We start from the raw sequence: 19356 nt of genomic DNA, 5'->3' as shown, positions 1-19356 counted from the left end.
GGTTTACCCGCGAAGGGCCGCACAGCGGCCCCAGGATCTCAAGGACACCCTCATATGACCTGGCAACCGCACATCACCGTCGCCACCCTCGTCGAAGACCAGGGCCGCTTCCTCTTCGTCGAAGAGTTCAAAGCCGGCCAGCACGTCTTCAACCAGCCCGCTGGCCACCTCGAGCCCAACGAAACCCTGGCCCAGGCCGCCCTGCGCGAAACCCTCGAAGAAACCGCCTGGGAGGTCGAGCTGACCGGCCTGGTGGGCATCTACCTGTACACCGCACCGAGCAACGGCGTGACCTACCAGCGCATCTGCTTCGCCGCCCGCCCCGTGCGCCACCGCCCGGAGCTGAGCCTGGACAGCGACATCGTCCGCGCCCTGTGGATGACCCGCGAGCAGCTGCTGGCCGACCCCACGCGCTGGCGCAGCGAGCTGGTGCCGCGCTGCCTCGACGACTACCTGGCAGGCCCACTGCACAGCCTCGCCCTGCTGCGTGACTGACGCGCGCGAGCGGGCCTGATAGAATCGACCTTTTTCCCTGATACACATCGGTAGCCATGACCAGCCCAGCACTCAAAGACCCCGCCAAGACCCGCGTCATCGTCGGCATGTCCGGCGGCGTCGACTCTTCCGTCTCCGCCCTTCTGCTCATGGAGCAGGGCTACCAGGTCGAAGGTCTGTTCATGAAGAACTGGGAAGAAGACGACGGCACCGACTACTGCACCGCCCGCGAAGACCTGGCCGACGCCCAGGCCGTGTGCGACCGCATCGGCATCACGCTGCACACCGCCAACTTCGCCGCGGAATACTGGGACCACGTGTTCGAGCATTTCCTCGAAGAATACAAGGCCGGCCGCACGCCGAACCCGGACATCCTCTGCAACCGCGAGATCAAGTTCAAGGCGTTCCTCGACTACGCCCTGTCGCTGGGTGCCGACCTGATCGCCACCGGCCACTACGTGCGCCGCCGCGACACCGGCGAGCTGACCGAACTGCTCAAGGGCCTGGACCCGAACAAGGACCAGAGCTACTTCCTGCATGCCGTCGGCGGCAAGGAAATCGCCCGTACGCTGTTCCCCGTCGGCGAGCTGGAAAAGCCCGAAGTGCGCGCCATCGCCGAAAAGCATGGGCTGGCCACGGCCAAGAAAAAGGACTCCACCGGCATCTGCTTCATTGGCGAGCGGCGTTTCAGCGACTTCCTCAAGCAGTACCTGCCGGCCCAGCCGGGCACCATCGAAACCACCGAAGGTGAAGTGATCGGCCAGCACCACGGCCTGATGTACCACACCATCGGCCAGCGCCAGGGCCTGGGCATCGGCGGCCTCAAGGACGCCGGCGACGACCCGTGGTACGTGCTGGTCAAGGACCTCTCGCGCAACGTGCTGGTGGTCGGCCAGGGCAACGAGCACCCATGGCTGTTCTCGCGTGCGCTGCTGGCCTCGGACATCTACTGGGTCAACCCGATCGACCTGTCCGTGCCCCGCCGCCTGACCGCCAAGGTGCGCTACCGCCAAGGCGACCAGGGCTGCACCCTGGAACGCACCGAGCAGGGCTATCGCGCCGTGTTCGACGAGCCGCAGCGCGCCGTCACCCCCGGTCAGTCGGTGGTGTTCTACGACGGCGAAGTGTGCCTGGGCGGCGGCGTGATCGAGACCGCCGAGCCCTGGAGCCCGCGCGCATGAGCAACCTCCAGGAGCAATTGATTGCCCTTGGCGCGGTGTTCCAGGCCGCCGTGCTGGTCGACCGCATCGCCCGCACCGGCCAGGCCTCGGAAGCGAACCTCGGCTGCATGCTCGGCAGCCTGCTGGTGCGCGACCCCAAGGACACCCTGGAAGTGTTCGGCGGCGACGACCTCAACCTGCGTGACGGCTACCGCGCGCTGGTCGGTGCGCTCGAGCGCGACCCCAGCAGCCTGCAGCGCGAGCCGCTGCGCTACGCCCTGTCGATGCTCGGCCTGGAGCGCCAGCTGGGCAAACGCGGCGACCTGCTCGAAACCATCGGCAACCGCCTGCCGCAGATCCAGTCGCAGGCCGACCATTTCGGCCTGGTGCACGACAATGTCATCGCCTCCAGCGGTGCCTTGTACCAGGACACCCTGAGTACCCTGCGCCAGCGCATCCAGGTGCATGGCGACATGCGCTTCCTGCAGCAGGCCAACAACGCCTCGAAGATTCGCGCCCTGCTGCTCGCCGGGATCCGCGCCGCGCGCCTGTGGCGCCAGCTCGGCGGCCACCGCTGGCAGCTGGTGTTCAGCCGGCGCAAGCTGCTCAACGAGCTGTACGGGATGATGCGCCCCTGATTCAGACCTTGGCGACGCCCCTTGTGGGAGCGGGTTTACCCGCGAATGCGCGAGTGGCCACACCGGCGCATTCGCGGGTAAACCCGCTCCCACGGTGATCGCCGAACGCTTTACATCGGCCCGACCTTTGGTCAGCCACCCGACCCGGGCGCGTTTTTCATGTATGATATGCGCCCTTCCAAAAGCCTGACTGTCCGAGAACACCCTATGCAGCTCTCCTCGCTCACTGCGGTTTCCCCTGTAGACGGCCGCTACGCCGGCAAAACCCAGGCCTTGCGCCCCATTTTCAGCGAATTCGGCCTGATCCGTTTCCGCGCCCTGGTTGAAGTGCGCTGGCTGCAACGCCTGGCCGCTCACCCGCAAATCGGTGAAGTGCCGGCGTTCTCCGCCGAAGCCAACGCCGTGCTCGACACCCTGGCCAGCGATTTCAAGCTGGAGCACGCCGAGCGCGTCAAGGAAATCGAGCGCACCACCAACCACGACGTCAAGGCCATCGAGTACCTGCTCAAGGAGCAGGCTGCGCAGCTGCCAGAGCTGGCCAAGGTCAGCGAGTTCATCCACTTCGCCTGCACCAGCGAGGACATCAACAACCTGTCCCACGCCCTGATGCTGCGCGCTGGCCGTGATGACGTGCTGCTGCCGCTGATGCGCCAGATCGCCGAGTCGATCCGCGCCCTCGCCCACCTGCACGCCGACGTGCCGATGCTCTCGCGTACCCACGGTCAACCGGCGTCGCCGACCACCCTGGGCAAAGAGCTGGCCAACGTCGTCTACCGCCTGGAGCGTCAGATCGCTCAGGTGGCCGCCGTGCCGCTGCTGGGCAAGATCAACGGCGCCGTGGGCAACTACAACGCCCACCTGTCGGCCTACGCGCAGATCGACTGGGAAGAAAACGCCCGCGCCTTCATCGAAGACGAGCTGGGCCTGCAGTTCAACCCGTACACCACCCAGATCGAGCCGCACGACTACATCGCCGAGCTGTTCGACGCCATCGCGCGCTTCAACACCATCCTGATCGACTTCGACCGGGACATCTGGGGCTACATCTCGCTGGGCTACTTCAAGCAGCGCACCGTTGCCGGTGAAATCGGCTCGTCGACCATGCCGCACAAGGTCAACCCGATCGACTTCGAAAACTCCGAAGGCAACCTGGGTATCGCCAACGCGCTGTTCCAGCACCTGGCCAGCAAGCTGCCGATCTCCCGCTGGCAGCGCGACCTGACCGACTCCACCGTGCTGCGCAACCTCGGCGTGGGCTTTGCCCACAGCGTGATTGCCTACGAAGCCAGCCTCAAGGGCATCGGCAAGCTGGAAGTCAACACCGCGCGCATCGCCGCCGACCTGGACGCCTGCTGGGAAGTCCTCGCCGAGCCGATCCAGACCGTGATGCGCCGCTTCAACATCGAGAACCCCTACGAGAAGCTCAAGGAGCTGACCCGTGGCAAGGGCATCACGCCAGAGGCGCTGCTGACCTTCATCGATGGCCTCGACATGCCTGCCGACGCCAAGGCCGAGCTCAAGCTGCTGACCCCGGCGACCTACATCGGTAACGCCGCCGCCCAGGCCAAACGCATCTAAGCCTGTGCCCGCGTGCAACGCCCGGCCTGGCCGGGCGTTTTTATTCCCGGACGAAAATTACTTTTTTTCAATAGGTTGAACATGAATCCTGATATTCCACTGCAGCTGCTTGGCGGTTTGACTGCCCGTGAATTCCTGCGCGACTACTGGCAGAAGAAGCCCCTGCTGGTGCGCCAGGCCTTCACCGACTTCGAAAGCCCGATCGACCCTGACGAGCTGGCCGGCCTGGCCCTCGAAGAGGAAGTCGAGTCGCGCCTGGTGCTCGAGCACGGCGAGCGTCCGTGGGAGCTGCGCCGCGGCCCGTTCAACGAAGACGACTTCGCCACCCTGCCGGAGCGCGACTGGACCCTGCTGGTCCAGGCCGTCGACCAGTTCGTCCCGGAAGTCGCCGAGCTGCTGGAAAACTTCCGTTTCCTGCCGAGCTGGCGCATCGACGACGTGATGATCAGCTACGCCGCGCCTGGCGGCAGCGTCGGCCCGCACTTCGACAACTACGACGTGTTCCTGCTGCAGGGCCACGGCACCCGCAACTGGAAAGTCGGCCAGATGTGCAACAGCGAGAGCAAACTGCTCGAGCACGCTGACCTGCGCATCCTCGCCGAATTCGAGCAGACCGAAGAATGGAGCCTGGAGCCGGGCGACATGCTTTACCTGCCGCCGCGCCTGGCCCACTTCGGCGTCGCCGAAGACAACTGCCTGACCTACTCGGTCGGTTTCCGCGCGCCGAGCGCCGCTGAAGTGCTGACCCACTTCACCGACTTCCTCAGCCAGTTCCTGCCGGACGAAGAGCGCTACAGCGACGCCGATGCCCAGCCGGTCAGCGACCCGCACCAGATCCAGCACGACGCCCTCGACCGCCTCAAGGCCCTGCTCGCCGAGCACATGGGCGACGAGCGCCTGCTGCTGACCTGGTTCGGCCAGTTCATGACCGAGCCGCGCTACCCCGAGCAGGTCGCCGGCGACGAGCTGAGCGAAGAAGAGCTGATCGACAGCCTCGAGCAAGGCGCGATCCTCATCCGCAACCCAAGCGCTCGCCTGGCCTGGTCGGAAGTCGACGACAACCTGCTGCTGTTCGCCAGCGGCCAGAGCCGCCTGCTCCCGGGTCACCTGCGTGACCTGCTGAAGCTGATCTGCGCCGCCGATGCCCTGCACATCGAAAACCTTGTAGAGTGGTTGCGCGACGACGAAGGCCGCACACTGGTCTGCCAATTGGTCCAACAGGGAAGTCTGGGATTCGCCAATGAATAAAATCAGCGTTCGCCTTGCCGACTGGCAAAAAGACAACGCCGATATCCGCCGCATCCGCGAAGCGGTGTTTATCGCCGAACAGCACATTCCACCAGAGCTCGAGTTCGACGCCGAAGACCCGGAAGCCCTGCACTTCCTGGCCCTCGAAGGCGACTACCCGATCGGTACCGCCCGACTGCTGTCGGACGGCACCATCGGCCGCATCTCGGTGCTCAAGGACTGGCGCGGGCTGAAGGTGGGCGATGCGCTGGTCAATGCGGTGATCGTCGAGGCGCAGAACCGCGACCTCAAGCAGCAGACGCTCAGCGCCCAGGTGCATGCCACGCCGTTCTACGAGCGGTTGGGCTTCCGGGTGGTCAGCGAGGAGTTCCTCGAAGCGGGCATTCCGCACGTGGACATGGTGCGCGACTCCCGCGATTTCGCCTGAGTCCGCAGCACAGGCCCGCTCCCCGCATGGGGAGCGGGCTCGCCCCGCCGCACCGCCTCTGACCAACAAAGCTGTACATCCATACAGATAAACCTTGCTTCACCTCCCTTCTTTGCGCATCCTTACGCCCATCGTCCGCCCATGAAGCGTTGCTGGCCATGCGCCTGTTCCTCTGCGAAAAGCCCTCCCAGGCCAAAGACATCGCCAAAGTGCTCGGCGCCTCGCGTCGCGGTGACGGCTGCTGGCAAGGCACCGACGTCTGCGTGACGTGGTGCATCGGCCACCTGCTCGAGACCGCCCCGCCAGACAGCTACGACGCGCGCTACAAGCGCTGGACGCTCGAAGACCTGCCGATCATCCCGCAGAAGTGGAAGATGCTGGTCAAGCCCAAGACCGCCAGCCAGTTCAAGGCGGTCAAGCGCCTGCTCGGCGAAGCCCGCGAACTGGTGATCGCCACCGATGCCGACCGCGAAGGCGAGATGATCGCCCGCGAGCTGGTCGAGCATTGCCGCTACCGTGGGCCGATCCAGCGCCTGTGGCTGTCGGCCCTCGACGACGCCTCGATTCGCAAGGCCCTGGCGCGCCTGCTGCCGGGCAGTGAAACCTTCAGCCTGTACCACTCGGCCTTGGGCCGCTCACGCGCCGACTGGCTGATCGGCATGAACATGAGCCGGCTGTTCACCCTGCTCGGCCAGCAGTCTGGCTACCAGGGCGTGCTGCCGGTCGGCCGGGTGCAAACGCCGACGCTGCGCCTGGTGGTCGACCGCGACCGCAGCATCGCCGACTTCGTGCCGGTACCGTTCTGGGCCATCGACGTACAGCTGGAGCAGGCGGGCAGCGTGTTCAACGCTCAATGGCGTGCGCCGGAAGACGCCTGCGATGACCAGGGCCGCTGCCTCAACCCGGCACTGGCTCAGCAGGCCGCCGCCGACATGAGCGCCGCCGGCAGCGCCCGAGTGCGCAAGATCACCACCGAACGCGTGCGCGAAGCCGCACCGCTGCCATTCGACCTGGGCACCCTGCAGGAAGTCTGCTCGAAGAAGTTCGGCCTGGGCGCCCAGGAAACCCTCGACATCGCCCAGGCCCTGTACGAAACCCACAAGCTGATCACCTACCCGCGCAGCGACTGCGGCTACCTGCCCCAGAGCCAGCACGCCGAAGCACCGGCGATCCTCGCCGCGCTGCAACGCGCCGACGCCAGCCTCGCCCCGCTGCAGGCGCACCTCGAGCCGCAACGCCGCTCGCGGGCCTGGAACGACGCCAAGGTCAGTGCCCACCACGGCATCATCCCGACTGCCGCGGCCAGCGACCCCGCGCGCCTGCCGCCCAAGTACAAGGCGGTCTACACCCTGGTGCGCGCCCGTTACCTGGCGCAGTTCCTGCCCAATCACGAGTACGACCGCACCCAGGCCGAGTTCGACTGTGCCGGCCATGCCCTGCGCGCTGTCGGCAAACAGATCGTCGAACCGGGCTGGCGGCGTGCCCTGCCCGAGGCCCTGACCCCGGCCAAAGGCCGCGAGGCGCCCCCGGCCCAGGTGCTGCCGGCGTTGCGCGAAGGCCAGGACTGCAACGTGCACGGCCTGCAGCTCAAGGACCTGTGGACCCAGCCGCCGAAGCCCTTCACCGAAGGCGACCTGATCAAGGCCATGAAGAACGTCGCCAAGCTGGTCGACGACCCCAAGCTCAAGCAGAAGCTCAAGGACACCACCGGCATCGGCACCGAGGCGACCCGGGCGAGCATCATCCAGGGCCTGCTCGACCGCGGTTACCTGGTCAAGAACGGCAAGGCGCTGGCCGCCACCCCGGCCGCGTTCGGCCTGATCGACGCGGTACCGCGGGCGATTGCCGACCCGGGCACCACGGCGATCTGGGAGCAGGCGCTGGACATGGTGCAGAGCGGCGAGATGACCCTGGAAGAGTTCGTCGCCCGCCAGTCGGCCTGGATGGGCAAGCTGGTCGAGCGCTGCAGCGGCATGCGCATGACCATCAGCGGGCCGCCGCTGGCCGGCAACGCCGCACCGTGGAAGAAGAAGCGCCGCAGTGGCGGCAAGGCCAAGGCAGGGGCACCGGCCAAGGCGGCGAGTGGCAAGCCAAGGGCACCTCGGCGCAAGGCCAGCACCTAACTTGTATTGCCTGTTCCGGCCCCTTCGCGGGGCAAGCCCGCTCCCACAGGATCTGTGTGCACCTCAGGTCTGTGAACACCTCAGGTCTGTGAACACCTCAGGTCTATGTGCACCTCAGATCTGTGAACACCTCAGGTCTGTGTGCACCTCAGGTCTGCGGACACCTCAGGGCTGTGCGCACCTCGGTTCTGTGAGCACTTGGGACCCTGTGGGAGCGGGCTTGCCCCGCGAAGACGCCGGAGCAGGCAACCAGTAACTCGGATCAGGTGCCACTCTTGAGCCGGGTGAACGCCCGGGTCAGCTCGCGGTTGAACTGCTTGCCATTGTCATTCTTGCTGTACAGCCGCGCCCTCACCTCGGCCGGCGGATACGTCCCCGGCGCGTTACGGATCTGCGCATCGACCAACGCATCCGCGGCAGTGATCGCATTGGCGTAGTGAATCGTGTCGGTAATCGGCGCAATCACCTCCGGCCGCATCAGGTAATCCATCAGCGCCCAGGCCGCCTCGGGGTGCGGCGCATCCTTGGGCACCACCAGCGCATCCAGCCAGATCAACGTGCCCTCCTGCGGGATCCGATAGTCCAGGTTGAACGACTTGCCCGCCTGCTGCGCCTGCCCCTGGGCGATGGACACATTGCCGTTCCACGACATCGCCACGCAGGTTTCACCATTGGCCAGGTCATTGATGTTGCGATCATTGTCGAAGTAGCGGATATACGGGCGGATCTTGCGCAACTGCGCCTCGGCGGCCTTGAGGTCTTGCAGCCGCTGCTGATTGATATCCAGCCCCATGTAGCGCATCACCGCCGCGAACACCTCATTGGGGTCATTGAGCAGGCTCACCCCGCAGTCAGCGAATTTCGCCACCACCTCCGGGTCGAAAACCATCGCCCAGCTGTCGCGCGGCGCTTCAGGCATCCGTGACGCGACCGCCTGCTCCTGAAAGCCCACCCCGGTCGTGCCCCAGGCATAGGTACCGGCATACCGATTGCCCGGGTCGAACACCGCCATGTGCTGGCGAAACTCTTCACCAACCCCTTGCAGGTGCGGCAGGCGGGCCTTGTCCAGCGGCTGAATGGCGCCGCTGGCGATCGCCCGGCTCAGGTGCTGCCCGGCACTGAGCACCACGTCATAGCCACTGCCGCCGGTGAGCAATTTGGTTTCGGCGGTTTCCAGCGAATCGAAGTGGTCGGCGACCACGCGAATGCCCGTCTGCTTCTCGAAGTTGCTCAAGGTGTCCGGGGCGAGGTATTCGCCCCAGATATACAGGTTGACGGTCGGCTGTTGGGAGTCGGCGGCCTGGGCCGCCGCCCCCGCGCAGGCCAGCGCCACGGCGAGGGCAAGCGTGCGCGGTTGCATCAGCGACGTCCTCCGGCATATTGCGGCATGGTGATGCAGGCGACGTTGCCACCGCCCAGGAGGATTTCGCGCGAATTTTCAATACCGATGATCCGGTGGCCGGGGAACAGTTCGGCCAGGGTGGCCTGGGCAATGGCGTCGTTACGGTCGCCGAACAACGGCACGATGATCGCCGAGTTGCCTGCGTAATAGTTGATGTACGAGGCGCAGATGCGCGTGCCGGCCTCGCGCAGGTGGGTGCCGTCGACCTGGTCCAGCCCTGCCGCTTCTTCGGCGGTCCACTGCAGCACGTCAGGCTGCGGCAGCTTGTGCACCTTCAACTGGCGACCCCGGCTATCGCGGGTGCTGCGCAGGATGTCGTAGGCCTCCTGGTAGATCTCCCACTGTGGGTCGTCGCGATTGTCGGTCCACTGCAGCACCACCTCACCGGGGCGCACGAAGCACGCCAGGTCATCGATATGGCCATCGGTCTCGTCGAACTTGCAGCCGCGTGGCAGCCAGATCACCTGCTCGGCGCCGAGGTAATCCTGCAGCCGCCGCGTCACCTCGTCCTTGCCCAGGTGCGCATTGCGGTTGCGGTTGAGCAGGCACTGCTCGGTGGTCAGCAGGCTGCCTTGACCGTCGCTCTGGATCCCGCCCATTTCGGCGATCAGCGGCGCGCGGTAGCGGTCGAGGTTTTCCATCTCGAGGACCTTGCGAGCAATCTGGTCGTCCTTGTCCCAGGGGTAGTAGAGGCCACCGTCGAGCCCGCCATAGGCGTTGAACTCGAAGTCGACGCCGCGCACCTCGCCGCTTTCATCGTTGACGATGAAGCACGGCCCACTGTCGCGGAACCAGGTGTCGTTGCAGGTCATCTCGACCACCCGCACCTGCTCGGGCAGCAGGCGCCGAGCATTGGCGTACTGGGCGGCGGAGGCGCAGACGGTGACCGGCTCGCTGCTGGCGATGGCGCTGACGATCTCGACCCAGACCTTCTGCGCCGGCTTGGCGCCGTTGCGCCAGACGTCCGAGCGCTCTGGCCAGCCGAGCCAGCAACCCGCCTTGGGCTCGAACTCGCCGGGCAAGCGGAAACCATCGGCTTTCGGAGTGGTGGTGAGCGAACGTGCCATGGGTCAACCTCGTCGTGTCGGGATGGGATGAGCAGACGCTACGCCGCCAGGTCCCACGCTTCCAACGATGAAAACTCAGCGATAGGTGAATTGAATTCAGGGTTCGGCGATCTGTTCGATGAACCAATCGACGAATTCCGCGACCGCAGCGCGCTCCAGGCGCAAGCGTTCGCAGACCAGCGCGTACTGCCCCTGGGCGGTGACGCTGGGGTTGAACGGGCGCACCAGGCGGCCGCTCTGCAGGTCGGCCTGGCAGGTCAGGTTGTCGCCCATGGCCACGCCCTGCCCCAGCACCGCCGCTTCCAGCGCCAGCGCCGCGTGCGGGAAGTACAGCTGGCGGGTCGGCTGGGCATCGTCGGCATGGGTGGCCAGCCAGGAAGTCCAGGTCTTGCCGTCCTGGTCGTCATGCAGCAGGCAATGCCGCACCAGGTCGCGTGGGCGCTTGAGGCCGCCCTGGTTGAACAACCCCGGGCTGCACACCGGGAAGAACTGCAACAGCTGCAGCGGCCGGACGAAGTGAGTGCTGGCGTCCAGCGCGCTGGTGCCGTAGGTGATGGCGATATCCACGTCCAGCGCCGGCGCACCGGCGTTGATCGGCTGGTCATGCAAGTGCAGGGTGATGTGCGGGTAGCGGCTGCTGAAGTCGGCCAGCCGGGCGACCAGCCATTTTTGCGCCAGCTCGGCCGTTACCGCCACCCGCAGCACCGCTTGCGAGGCCGGGTCGCGCAGCTCGTCGCAAGCCTTGCCGATCAGCTCGAAGGCCTGCTGCAGGTGGTGCAGCAGGCGCTCGGCCTCGGGGCTGGGGCGCACCTGACGGCCGACCCGTTCGAACAGCGCCACCCCCAGTTGCTCCTCCAGCTGGCGGATCTGGTGGCTCACGGCGCTGTCGGTGACGCACAGCTCGGCGGCCGCGCGGCCGAAGTGGCCATGGCGGGCGGCGCACTCGAAGGTGCGCAGGGCGGTCAGCGAAGGCAGTCGGCGCATTGCAGAGTCCTGATGATTGCTGGGGGCGCGAAGCCGCCCCAGCTTCCTGCGCGCCGAGCACAAACGCAAGCGACTGGCGCTATGAAATTTCCCTGCTAGATTTTCATGAAATAACCAACAAGAAATTTCACACACTCGCAGCCGGGCGACACAAGTTGAACGGAGCCCGTCGATGAACATGCAGGATGAAATCGAAGGCTTGGCCATCCTCGTGCGCGACCTGCGCAAGCACCGTGGATTGACCCTGGACGAACTGGCCAGCCGGATCAATCGCTCGGTGGGTTTCGTCTCGCAGGTCGAGCGCGGCCTGTCGCGGCCAACCGTGGCCGACCTGACCGCGATCAGCGAAACCCTCAACGTCCCCACCACCTACTTCTACAACGTCAGCAAGCCGCGCGCGGTGGATTGGGTGACCCGCCCGGATGAGCGGCGCACCCTCTACTACGCCGCCGGCATCACCGACGTGCTGGTCTCGCCCAAGCTCAATGGCGGCTTCTCCATGCTCGACAGCCACCTGGCACCGGGCGCCAGCAGTGGCGAGGGGCACTTGACCGACAGCGCCGAGCAAGGCGGTTTCGTCCTCGAAGGCGAACTGACCCTGTGGCTCGACGGCGCCGAGCAGGCCGTCACCCTCGGCCCCAACGACAGCTTCCAGCTGCCGCCCCACAGCCATTTTCGCTACGCCAACCTGTCCGCCCAGGCGACGCGCGTCCTCTGGGTCTACCGTTGAGAACACACCATGACCACGCCAAACCTGCTCAGTGAAGTCCGCGCCTTTCGCAGCCAGCACCCGGAGGTGCGCTACGTCGACCTGATCAGCCTGGACATCCCCGGGCACTTCTACGGCAAGCGCTACCCGATCGACATGCTCGAGAAAGTGGCCGCGGGCAGCCCGCTGAAACTGCCGCAGAACTGTGTGCTGCTCGGCGCTCAAGGCGGGCTCTTCGACATCGGCGATTATTGTTTCAACGATGGCGACCCAGACGCGGCACGACGGCTGATCCCCGGCACGCTCAAGCCGGTCAGCTGGGAGCGCGAGCCCCTGGGGCAAATGCTGATCAGCTCCGACGGCACCGCCGCACCGATCGAATTCGAACCGCGTGAAGTGCTGGCACGGGTGCTGCAACGTTTGGAGCAGCGCGGGATTCGCCCGGTGGTGGCGTTCGAGCTGGAGTTCTACCTATTCGATCGCGCGCTCAAGGACGGCCTGCCGCAGTTCCCCCGCGACCCGCTCAGCGGCGACCTCGACGACCAGCCCAACCTGCACATCGAGCGGCTCTCACGGTTCTCCGACGTGCTCCGCGACATGGTCGAGACCGCCAACGCACAAGGCGTCGACGCCAACGTGATCACCGCTGAGCTGGGCCCCGGCCAGTTCGAGATCAATTTCGGCCACTGTGACGATGGCCTGCGCGCCGCCGACTGGGCGGCGCTGTTCTGCCGCAGCACCCGCGGCGTAGCGCTCAAGCACGGGCTACGGGCCAGCTTCATGAGCAAGCCGTACCTGCAGGCGCCGGGCAGCGGCATGCATGTGCATGTCAGCCTGTACGACCGCGAAGGCAACAACCTGCTTGCCGCCGACGCACAGCGCCCGCTGCGCCACGCCGTCGCCGGCTGCCTGGCCGTGCTGCCGCAGTGCATGCCGCTGTTCGCCGCCAACCACAACGCGTTCCGCCGCTATGGCGCCATGGTCAATGCCGCCAGTCGCGCCAGCTGGGGCTATGAAGACCGTGACGCGTGCATTCGCATCCCCGAATCAGACCCGCGCAACCTGCGCATCGAGCATCGCCTGGCGGGGGCCGACGCCAACCCGTACCTGGTGCTGGCGGCGATCCTGTGTGGCATGGAGCATGGCCTGGACGCCGCGCAGGAGCCGATTGCGCCGTTGAACGAGGACCGCGGCAGCGGCATCGATTTCCCCAAGGACATGCTCGCGGCGGTGGCGGCGATGCAGCAGGACCCGGCGCTGATCAAGGGGCTGGGGGTGGAGTTTGTGAAGGTCTATTGCGAGAACAAGCGCCAGGACCACCTGGCGTTCATGCACGATGTCAGTGCGCGCGAGTATCGCTGGTTCCTGTGAGCTGAGATGGGCGAAGGGGCAGGCTGCTACCTGGCATTTCTGTTAGTTGCCCCTCCTGGATATTTGAGCCAGATTGCAGCTATCTACTGAAAAATGGAAAGCGGCCATGCCAGTACAGCGCCAGACCCGGTTGTTCTACAGAGGGGATCAACTTCAATTAGCGCTCAGTGAACTGGATTCACGCACCCTCGTTGGCATAACAGGGATGTCATTGGCCGAGGTCCGCGCCAGTGGCAGCGAGTCGGAAACAGCGCTTCTCGGGTTTGACTCGCTCGGTTCCATCGGGCACGCCTACTCCCGCCATCAATCGCACGTTTTTGCGTACACCAGCTTCGGCCATACAACGGATGGAGACGCTCGGGTATTGTTGGGGTTCGCCGGACAACGCCGCGATGCTGCACTAGGTTGCTATCAACTGGGAAACGGTTATCGCTCATACAGTCCTGTCTTGATGCGATTCCACTCACCCGATAGCTGGAGTCCTTTTGCAAGGGGCGGCATCAATGCATACGCCTATTGCAAAGGGGATCCCATCAACACGATGGACCCATCAGGTCATGGACGAATAGGTCGTTTCTTCGGTCTGTCCAACTCACCACAGAAAGACTATAAGGCACTGGCAATTAAGGCTACCGAAGCGCACTCAGCGACCCAAGAACACAATGGCTGGTGGGATAACCCTTCGGCTAAACGCAAAGACTTCAAGAAAGCCTCGAAACTCCCCGAAAACATAGAGGGCGCCGCCTCAGCACGGTCCAATTTCGAGCGCGAACAGACAGGCAAACTCGACATTGACGGTGAACTCCGGCTGGTTGGGATTGAAAATTTGGAGATGGCGAACACAAAAATGCTCGAACGTTTGAAACAACTGAAGAGCACTGTCCCCGCTCGGCAGCCAGTCGTAATTGAGCCGCTTCCAACCCTCGCAACACTCACACGAAAGTCCAGCTGATCGATTTCTGCATAGGCAGACGTGCTCCTTGTGCGCCAGGCATGCTGCCAACGATTAGATCAACCACAAAGCCTTGTGCAGGGGTCCGGCAAAACTGGTAACGCCTAGTGCGGGCGATTACCATGGAGGGCTTTGGCGCGACCCGTTGCCGCGCCCTGCCGCTAAAGCCCGAGCCTCATGCCTTTCGAACTCTCTGTAGAACCCCTCACCCTGCTGATCCTCATCCTGGTCGCCTTTGTCGCCGGTTTCATCGATGCCATCGCCGGCGGCGGCGGTCTGCTGACCACCCCGGCGCTGCTCACCGCCGGCATGCCGCCGCACCTGGTGCTGGGCACCAACAAGCTCAGCTCGACCTTCGGCTCGGCCACCGCCGGCTTTACCTACTACCGGCGCAAGCTGTTCCACCCGGCACAATGGCGCCATGCCCTGGTGGCGACCCTGGTCGGCTCGCTGATCGGCGCGGTGGTGGCCCACTACCTGCCGGCCGAGTGGCTGAACAAGATGCTCCCGGTGATCGTCTTCGCCTGCGGCATCTACCTGCTGTTCGGCGGCACGCCAAAGGCACCGCTGGACGCCGATGCGCCGATCAAGAAGACCTGGCAGATGCCGCAGGGCTTTACCCTCGGGTTTTATGATGGCGTCGCCGGGCCAGGCACCGGTGCGTTCTGGACCGTCAGCACCTTGCTGCTGTACCCGATCGACCTGGTCCGCGCCAGCGGCGTCGCGCGCAGCATGAACTTCGTCAGCAACGCGGCGGCGCTGACGGTGTTCATGCTCTCCGGGCAGGTCGACTACATCGTCGGCCTGGCGATGGGCCTGTCGGTGATGGTCGGGGCGTTCTTCGGCGCACGCACGGCGATCAGTGGCGGCAGCAAGTTCATCCGCCCGGTGTTCATCACCGTGGTCCTGGCCTTGACCGTGCGCCTAGCGTGGCAGCACTGGTTCGGCCAGGCCTAAGCGGCGCGCCACATACAGGTCGATGAGGTGCCGGGCGATCGAACGCCCGGCCGGCAACGGCGGCAGCGCATGCACGCTGAACCACTGGGCGTCCTCGATCTCGTCCGCCTGCATGACGATTTCGCCACCGGCATATTCGGCATGAAAGCCGAGCATCATCGAGTGCGGGAACGGCCAGCACTGGCTGCCCACGTACTGGATGTTGCGCACCTCGACCGCGACCTCTTCGCGCACCTCGCGCACCAGGCAGTCTTCGGCCGACTCGCCCGGCTCGGCGAAACCGGCCAGGGTGCTGTAGACGCCGGTGACGAAGCGCGGTGAGCGGGCCAGGAGAATCTCGTCGCCGCGGGTGACCAGCACGATCATGCTCGGCGAGATCCGCGGGTAGCTGCGCAGGTCGCAGCGCTGGCAGTGCATCGCCCGCTCCCAGTGGATCTGGGTCATGGCCTGGCCACAGCTGCCGCAGAAGCGGTGCTCACGCGCCCAGGTGCCGATCTGCGCCGCATACCCGAGCAGCTTGTAGGTGTCGAAGTCGCCTTCGAGCATGAACTGACGCAGCCCGCGCCAGCCGCAGCCGGCGACCTCGGCCGTGCTGCGCAGCTCGAGGAGAAACACCGGCTCGCCATCGAAATGGCCGATGCCGTGTTCGCCGAGCACGTCCAGGTCCTGGCGCTTGAGCCACTCACGGGGGAACAGCGCACCGTTGTCATCCACCAGGAACCCCTCCGGGCCACGGGCCACGGCCCAGCCCCCGGCGGTCTGCGGGTCGAGTACTGCGGTAGTCCAGCGTGCTGACATGTTCGGCTTCCTTGAAGCGCGTCCCCCGGCCCGGTCAGTCGGCGAACGTCGGTTTCTGTTTGCTCATGTGGGCCGCAACGGCGACCCGCAGGTCTTCGGACTGCAGCATGGCGGCGTTCCAGGTGGCGATGTACTCCAGGCCATCGTCGATGCGATGGTCGCGCATGTAGCTGAGCATCTCCTTGGTGCCGGCCACGGCAATGGGGGATTTTCCCGCAATTTCCCGGGCAATGGCAAAGACTCCGTCGAGCAGCGCCGCCTGATCAGGGTAGACGCGGTTGACCAGGCCGATCTGGCGCGCCTCGTCGGCCTCGACGTGGCGCCCGGTGTAGGCCATCTCGCGCATCACGCCGTCGCCGATGATACGCGGCAAACGTTGCAAGGTGCCGACATCAGCGGCCATGCCCATGTCGATTTCCTTGATCGAGAACTGCGCATCGCTGCTGCAGTAGCGCATGTCGCAGGCCGAGATCAGGTCGATCGCACCGCCCAGGCAGTAGCCCTGGATCGCCGCCAGGACCGGCTTGCGGCACGTGTCGACGGCAGTGAACGAGGCTTGCATGCGCAGGATGGTCCGGCGCAGCAGGCGCGCATTGCGGCCGACATCCTTGCCCAGCTGGTTAGCCAGCGAGGCCAGCATCATCAGGTCGATGCCCGAAGAAAAGTGCTTGCCCGCGCCGCTGATGACCACCGCGCGCACGCTGTCGTTGTCGTCGATCCATTGGAAGATCTCAATGATCTCCTGCCAGAAGGCAGCGTTCATCGCGTTGATCTTTTCCGGTCGATTGATCTGGACGTGGGCGATGCTGTCGGTCAGTTCGACCTTGAACGCGGTGTACTCGGTCACGGGCGGCACTCCTGGGGAGAAAGGGTTCACAGCGCCGGACTATAGCGCACCCCCAAGGCCGCACTTGTGCCAAAAGCGGGACTGCGGGACTAAGCCCGGGCAAGCGTTCGAACCTTGAACTTTTCAATCGGTGATGGCTCTATAGCGGCCCGCTGCCACTTCGCACGGCAGCGCCCAGCCATCATTCAAGGACGTTTCACATGCAATTAGGAAAGATTCTGGGCCTGGCCCTGGTATTGGGCCTGTCTGGCTGCGCCAGCTTTACCAAGGACCAAGTCGCGCCGGTCGACCTGCCGTCCATGGCCAGCTACGCCAACAAGCCCAACGTCTACGTCGACTTCGATTTCTATCAGGGCGAACCGAGCAACGCTGCGGCCAACGAAGTGCCGCAGGCACGTGACCAGCTCAAGCCGGAGCTCAAGCGCCTGATGAGCGAATCCGGGCTGTTTGGCCGGGTCACCTTCGACGAATTCGAAAAGCAGCCTGGCGACTACAGCCTGCGCCTGAAGGTCTACAACCATCCACCGGGTGGCGGCCAGATGGCCCTGGCGTTCATCAGCGGCTTCACCTTCACCATCATCCCGGCGTTGGCCACCGACCAGTACACCATGAGCCTGGAGACCCTCGACGAGCGTGGCCAGTCGCTGGGCAAGACCAGCAACCACGACGCGATCAACACCTGGATGGGCATCTGGTTCCTGCCGCTGGCGGGCAATACGGTCAAGGAAGCGGTCAACGACACCTTCAGCCGCCAGGTCAACGGGCTGCTCAAGGCCTGGGTCGAGAGCAACCGCCTCAAGTACTCGGCGCTCGACAGCCGCGTGCCGCAGGCGTGAGCCGCACCTGAACAAAAAAAGAGCCGCAATCGCGGCTCTTTTTCATTTCAGCGCCTGGATGAACTGCGGGTCGCTGTACAGCGACTTGAGCAAGGCCTGCAGCATCGGGTTGTAGTTATTGGCTGCGGCCGGGATCGCGATCGGCCCGAAGAAGCTGCTGCTCCATTGGCGCTCGACCCGCTTGGTCGCGTCGTACAGCACCTGATCGCCGTCACGCAGGGTGAACCGCGCAGCCAGCTCACCGTGGCCTGTGGCGACGCCTGAGTTCAGCGAGTTGCTGACCAGCAGCACCTGCAACTGACGGTCCGCGCGCGGGTCGAGCAAGCCGGCCCGGCGCAGTTCGTCGTTGATCGCCTGCTGGACGTGCAGCGGGATGCTGCCGCTGGGCGAGGCGATCGGGTTCAGGCGCACGGTCAACGAGCCCTGCCCCGCTGCGGCCTCGACCTCGGCCCCGTGGATCGGCTGGGCGACGCCACCCTGCTTGAGCTGCTGGACATTCTCATAGTTGGCGTCGTAGCGGGTCATGGTGACCCCACAGCCCTGGAGCATCAGGGCCAACAGCGGGATGGCCAGGTAAGACTTGGTCACGGCGAGTCCTTGCGTGATTTGGAAAGGGCCGAAAGTATGGCGACCTAGCGGATCGGCTTCAAGCGGTCTGCCGGCGCATGGCCAGGATCGCCGCACCAAAGCCGATGAAGGTGGTGCCGACCACCCGGCTGACCCAGCGCGAAAACTGTGGCCGGGTGAGCACGCCCTTGGCGCGAGAGGCCAGGGTCGCGTACAGGGCCAGCGACACCAGCGACAGGGCCATGAAGATCGAGGTGAGGATCAGAAATTGCGGCAGCAGCGCCGCGCCCTGGTCGATGAACTGCGGGAACAGCGCGGTGAAGAACATCGTCGCCTTGGGGTTGGTCGCAGCAGTCAGAAACGCTGATTTGTACAGTTTCGAACGGGGCGGCTGCCCGCCCTTGCCATTGCCGCCCTCTGCCGGCGCCAGCATCGCGCTCTTCTTCAAGAGCTGTTTGCCACCCAGGTAGAACAGGTAGCCGGCGCCCATGATCTTCACCGCGTTGAACAGCACTTCCGAACTGGCGAGCAAGGCGCCGAGCCCGAGCATGGCCGCCGCCGACAGGCAGAACAGCCCGCTGACATTGCCCAGCGACGACCAGACCGTGGCGCGCGGCCCGTATTGAATGCTGTTGTTGATCGCCATCAAGGAGGCAGGCCCGGGGCTGGCGATGGCGATCGCGGCGACCAGGGTGTAGGCGAGCAGTGCGTGCAGATCCATGGCTTGAAACTCGAAAAGGAATGCGCCGATGCTAAAGCACGCGGGCGCGGGCGATAAGCTACAGATCGCTCTGAATCGCACCATACAGAGGGTGGCCATCGACGCTGATGGCCCGATGGCGGTACTGTGTGCGCCCCAGATCGCAGCAAGGACTCAGCGCATGATCACCTGCCACCTCAAATACGTCATCGACCCCTACCAGATCCCCGCATTCGAACACTACGCACGTCTGTGGATCCACCTGGTCAATCGCATGGGCGGCACCCACCACGGTTACCTGCTGCCCGCCGAGGGCGCGAGCAACATCGCCTACGCCCAGTTCAGCTTCCCCAGCCTGGCGGCGTACGAGCAGTACCGCAAGGACTCCGAAACCGATCCGGAGTGCATCGCGGCGTTCGCGCTGGCCACCGAGCAGCGGTTTATCCTGAGCTACGAACGCAGCTTCCTGCGCCCGGTATTCGAGTAAGCTGCGCCAC

Annotated in this window: 20 protein-coding genes; 13 read left to right on the top strand and 7 right to left on the bottom strand. The window is 65.0% G+C overall.

What is annotated here, in order from left to right; all coding sequences use genetic code 11:
- Positions 1 to 54 precede the first annotated feature (54 nt).
- From CCOS865_RS10440 to CCOS865_RS10410, 7 genes are all read left to right on the top strand, one after another.
- The gene (locus tag CCOS865_RS10440) at positions 55 to 495 is read left to right on the top strand and encodes an NUDIX hydrolase (protein WP_119140431.1); all 441 of its coding nucleotides are present in this window, start codon (positions 55 to 57) and stop codon (positions 493 to 495) included.
- A gap of 56 nt (positions 496 to 551) precedes the next feature.
- Complete coding sequence (gene mnmA / locus CCOS865_RS10435; protein ID WP_119140429.1) at positions 552 to 1676, top strand: tRNA 2-thiouridine(34) synthase MnmA; 1125 nt, start codon at positions 552 to 554, stop codon at positions 1674 to 1676.
- On the top strand, positions 1673 to 2293 hold the full coding sequence (gene hflD / locus CCOS865_RS10430; RefSeq protein ID WP_119140427.1) for a high frequency lysogenization protein HflD: 621 nt from the start codon (positions 1673 to 1675) through the stop codon (positions 2291 to 2293). Before mnmA ends, hflD begins: the two co-directional genes overlap by 4 nt.
- 207 nt (positions 2294 to 2500) lie before the next feature.
- Entirely contained in the window at positions 2501 to 3871 is a 1371-nt protein-coding gene (purB, locus tag CCOS865_RS10425) for an adenylosuccinate lyase (protein WP_119140425.1), read from the top strand.
- A gap of 81 nt (positions 3872 to 3952) precedes the next feature.
- Positions 3953 to 5119 carry a ribosomal protein uL16 3-hydroxylase gene (locus tag CCOS865_RS10420; protein ID WP_119140423.1) on the top strand — a complete coding sequence of 389 codons (1167 nt, stop codon included), beginning with the start codon at positions 3953 to 3955 and terminating at the stop codon, positions 5117 to 5119.
- Positions 5112 to 5546 (top strand): GNAT family N-acetyltransferase, encoded by a 435-nt coding sequence (locus tag CCOS865_RS10415; protein WP_119140422.1) that lies wholly within the window; start codon positions 5112 to 5114, stop codon positions 5544 to 5546. Before CCOS865_RS10420 ends, CCOS865_RS10415 begins: the two co-directional genes overlap by 8 nt.
- Before the next feature lie 158 nt (positions 5547 to 5704).
- Positions 5705 to 7669 (top strand): DNA topoisomerase III, encoded by a 1965-nt coding sequence (locus CCOS865_RS10410; protein ID WP_119140420.1) that lies wholly within the window; start codon positions 5705 to 5707, stop codon positions 7667 to 7669.
- 262 nt (positions 7670 to 7931) lie between these two features.
- On the opposite strand, the gene CCOS865_RS10405 is transcribed toward CCOS865_RS10410, so the two are convergent.
- The 3 genes from CCOS865_RS10405 to CCOS865_RS10395 form a co-directional block, all read right to left on the bottom strand.
- Positions 7932 to 9029 (bottom strand): extracellular solute-binding protein, encoded by a 1098-nt coding sequence (locus tag CCOS865_RS10405; protein WP_119140418.1) that lies wholly within the window; start codon positions 9027 to 9029, stop codon positions 7932 to 7934.
- Positions 9029 to 10138, bottom strand: a complete 1110-nt coding sequence (gene aguA, locus CCOS865_RS10400) for an agmatine deiminase (protein ID WP_119140416.1) — start codon at positions 10136 to 10138, stop codon at positions 9029 to 9031. Before aguA ends, CCOS865_RS10405 begins: the two co-directional genes overlap by 1 nt.
- Before the next feature lie 96 nt (positions 10139 to 10234).
- Positions 10235 to 11122: a LysR substrate-binding domain-containing protein gene (locus tag CCOS865_RS10395; protein WP_119140414.1), complete on the bottom strand. Its 888-nt coding sequence runs from the start codon at positions 11120 to 11122 to the stop codon at positions 10235 to 10237.
- A 172-nt stretch (positions 11123 to 11294) separates the two neighbouring features.
- On the opposite strand from CCOS865_RS10395, the gene CCOS865_RS10390 reads away from it, so the two are divergent.
- The 4 genes from CCOS865_RS10390 (at position 11295) to CCOS865_RS10375 (ending at position 15111) form a co-directional block, all read left to right on the top strand.
- Entirely contained in the window at positions 11295 to 11852 is a 558-nt protein-coding gene (locus CCOS865_RS10390; RefSeq protein WP_119140412.1) for a helix-turn-helix domain-containing protein, read from the top strand.
- 9 nt (positions 11853 to 11861) lie between these two features.
- Positions 11862 to 13202 (top strand): glutamine synthetase family protein, encoded by a 1341-nt coding sequence (locus CCOS865_RS10385; RefSeq protein WP_119140410.1) that lies wholly within the window; start codon positions 11862 to 11864, stop codon positions 13200 to 13202.
- Between the two features lie 106 nt (positions 13203 to 13308).
- Positions 13309 to 14154: an RHS repeat-associated core domain-containing protein gene (locus CCOS865_RS10380; RefSeq protein WP_119140408.1), complete on the top strand. Its 846-nt coding sequence runs from the start codon at positions 13309 to 13311 to the stop codon at positions 14152 to 14154.
- 177 nt (positions 14155 to 14331) lie between these two features.
- Entirely contained in the window at positions 14332 to 15111 is a 780-nt protein-coding gene (locus CCOS865_RS10375; protein WP_119140406.1) for a TSUP family transporter, read from the top strand.
- On the opposite strand, the gene nudC is transcribed toward CCOS865_RS10375, so the two are convergent.
- Together nudC and CCOS865_RS10365 are read right to left on the bottom strand one after the other, a co-directional pair.
- On the bottom strand, positions 15079 to 15909 hold the full coding sequence (nudC, locus tag CCOS865_RS10370) for an NAD(+) diphosphatase (RefSeq protein WP_119140404.1): 831 nt from the start codon (positions 15907 to 15909) through the stop codon (positions 15079 to 15081). The two genes, CCOS865_RS10375 and nudC, sit on opposite strands and share 33 nt — an antisense overlap.
- A 34-nt stretch (positions 15910 to 15943) precedes the next feature.
- A complete protein-coding gene (locus CCOS865_RS10365) occupies positions 15944 to 16756 on the bottom strand; it encodes a crotonase/enoyl-CoA hydratase family protein (protein WP_119140402.1) in 813 nt (270 codons plus the stop codon).
- Between the two features lie 200 nt (positions 16757 to 16956).
- Here CCOS865_RS10365 and CCOS865_RS10360 point away from each other — a divergent pair, with 200 nt between their 5' ends.
- Positions 16957 to 17592 (top strand): hypothetical protein, encoded by a 636-nt coding sequence (locus CCOS865_RS10360; RefSeq protein ID WP_119140400.1) that lies wholly within the window; start codon positions 16957 to 16959, stop codon positions 17590 to 17592.
- Between the two features lie 42 nt (positions 17593 to 17634).
- Here CCOS865_RS10360 and CCOS865_RS10355 read toward each other — a convergent pair whose 3' ends face one another.
- Together CCOS865_RS10355 and CCOS865_RS10350 are read right to left on the bottom strand one after the other, a co-directional pair.
- Complete coding sequence (locus CCOS865_RS10355; protein ID WP_119140398.1) at positions 17635 to 18180, bottom strand: hypothetical protein; 546 nt, start codon at positions 18178 to 18180, stop codon at positions 17635 to 17637.
- A gap of 58 nt (positions 18181 to 18238) precedes the next feature.
- Positions 18239 to 18880 carry a LysE family translocator gene (locus CCOS865_RS10350; protein WP_119140396.1) on the bottom strand — a complete coding sequence of 214 codons (642 nt, stop codon included), beginning with the start codon at positions 18878 to 18880 and terminating at the stop codon, positions 18239 to 18241.
- Positions 18881 to 19040: 160 nt separating this feature from the next.
- On the opposite strand from CCOS865_RS10350, the gene CCOS865_RS10345 reads away from it, so the two are divergent.
- Positions 19041 to 19346: an NIPSNAP family protein gene (locus tag CCOS865_RS10345; protein ID WP_119140394.1), complete on the top strand. Its 306-nt coding sequence runs from the start codon at positions 19041 to 19043 to the stop codon at positions 19344 to 19346.
- Positions 19347 to 19356 lie beyond the last annotated feature (10 nt).

Source organism: Pseudomonas reidholzensis (assembly GCF_900536025.1).
Classification (GTDB): Bacteria; Pseudomonadota; Gammaproteobacteria; order Pseudomonadales; family Pseudomonadaceae; genus Aquipseudomonas; species Aquipseudomonas reidholzensis.
The sequence above is the reverse complement of the archived record's forward strand: the minus strand, read 5'-3'. Positions and strand labels throughout refer to the sequence as shown.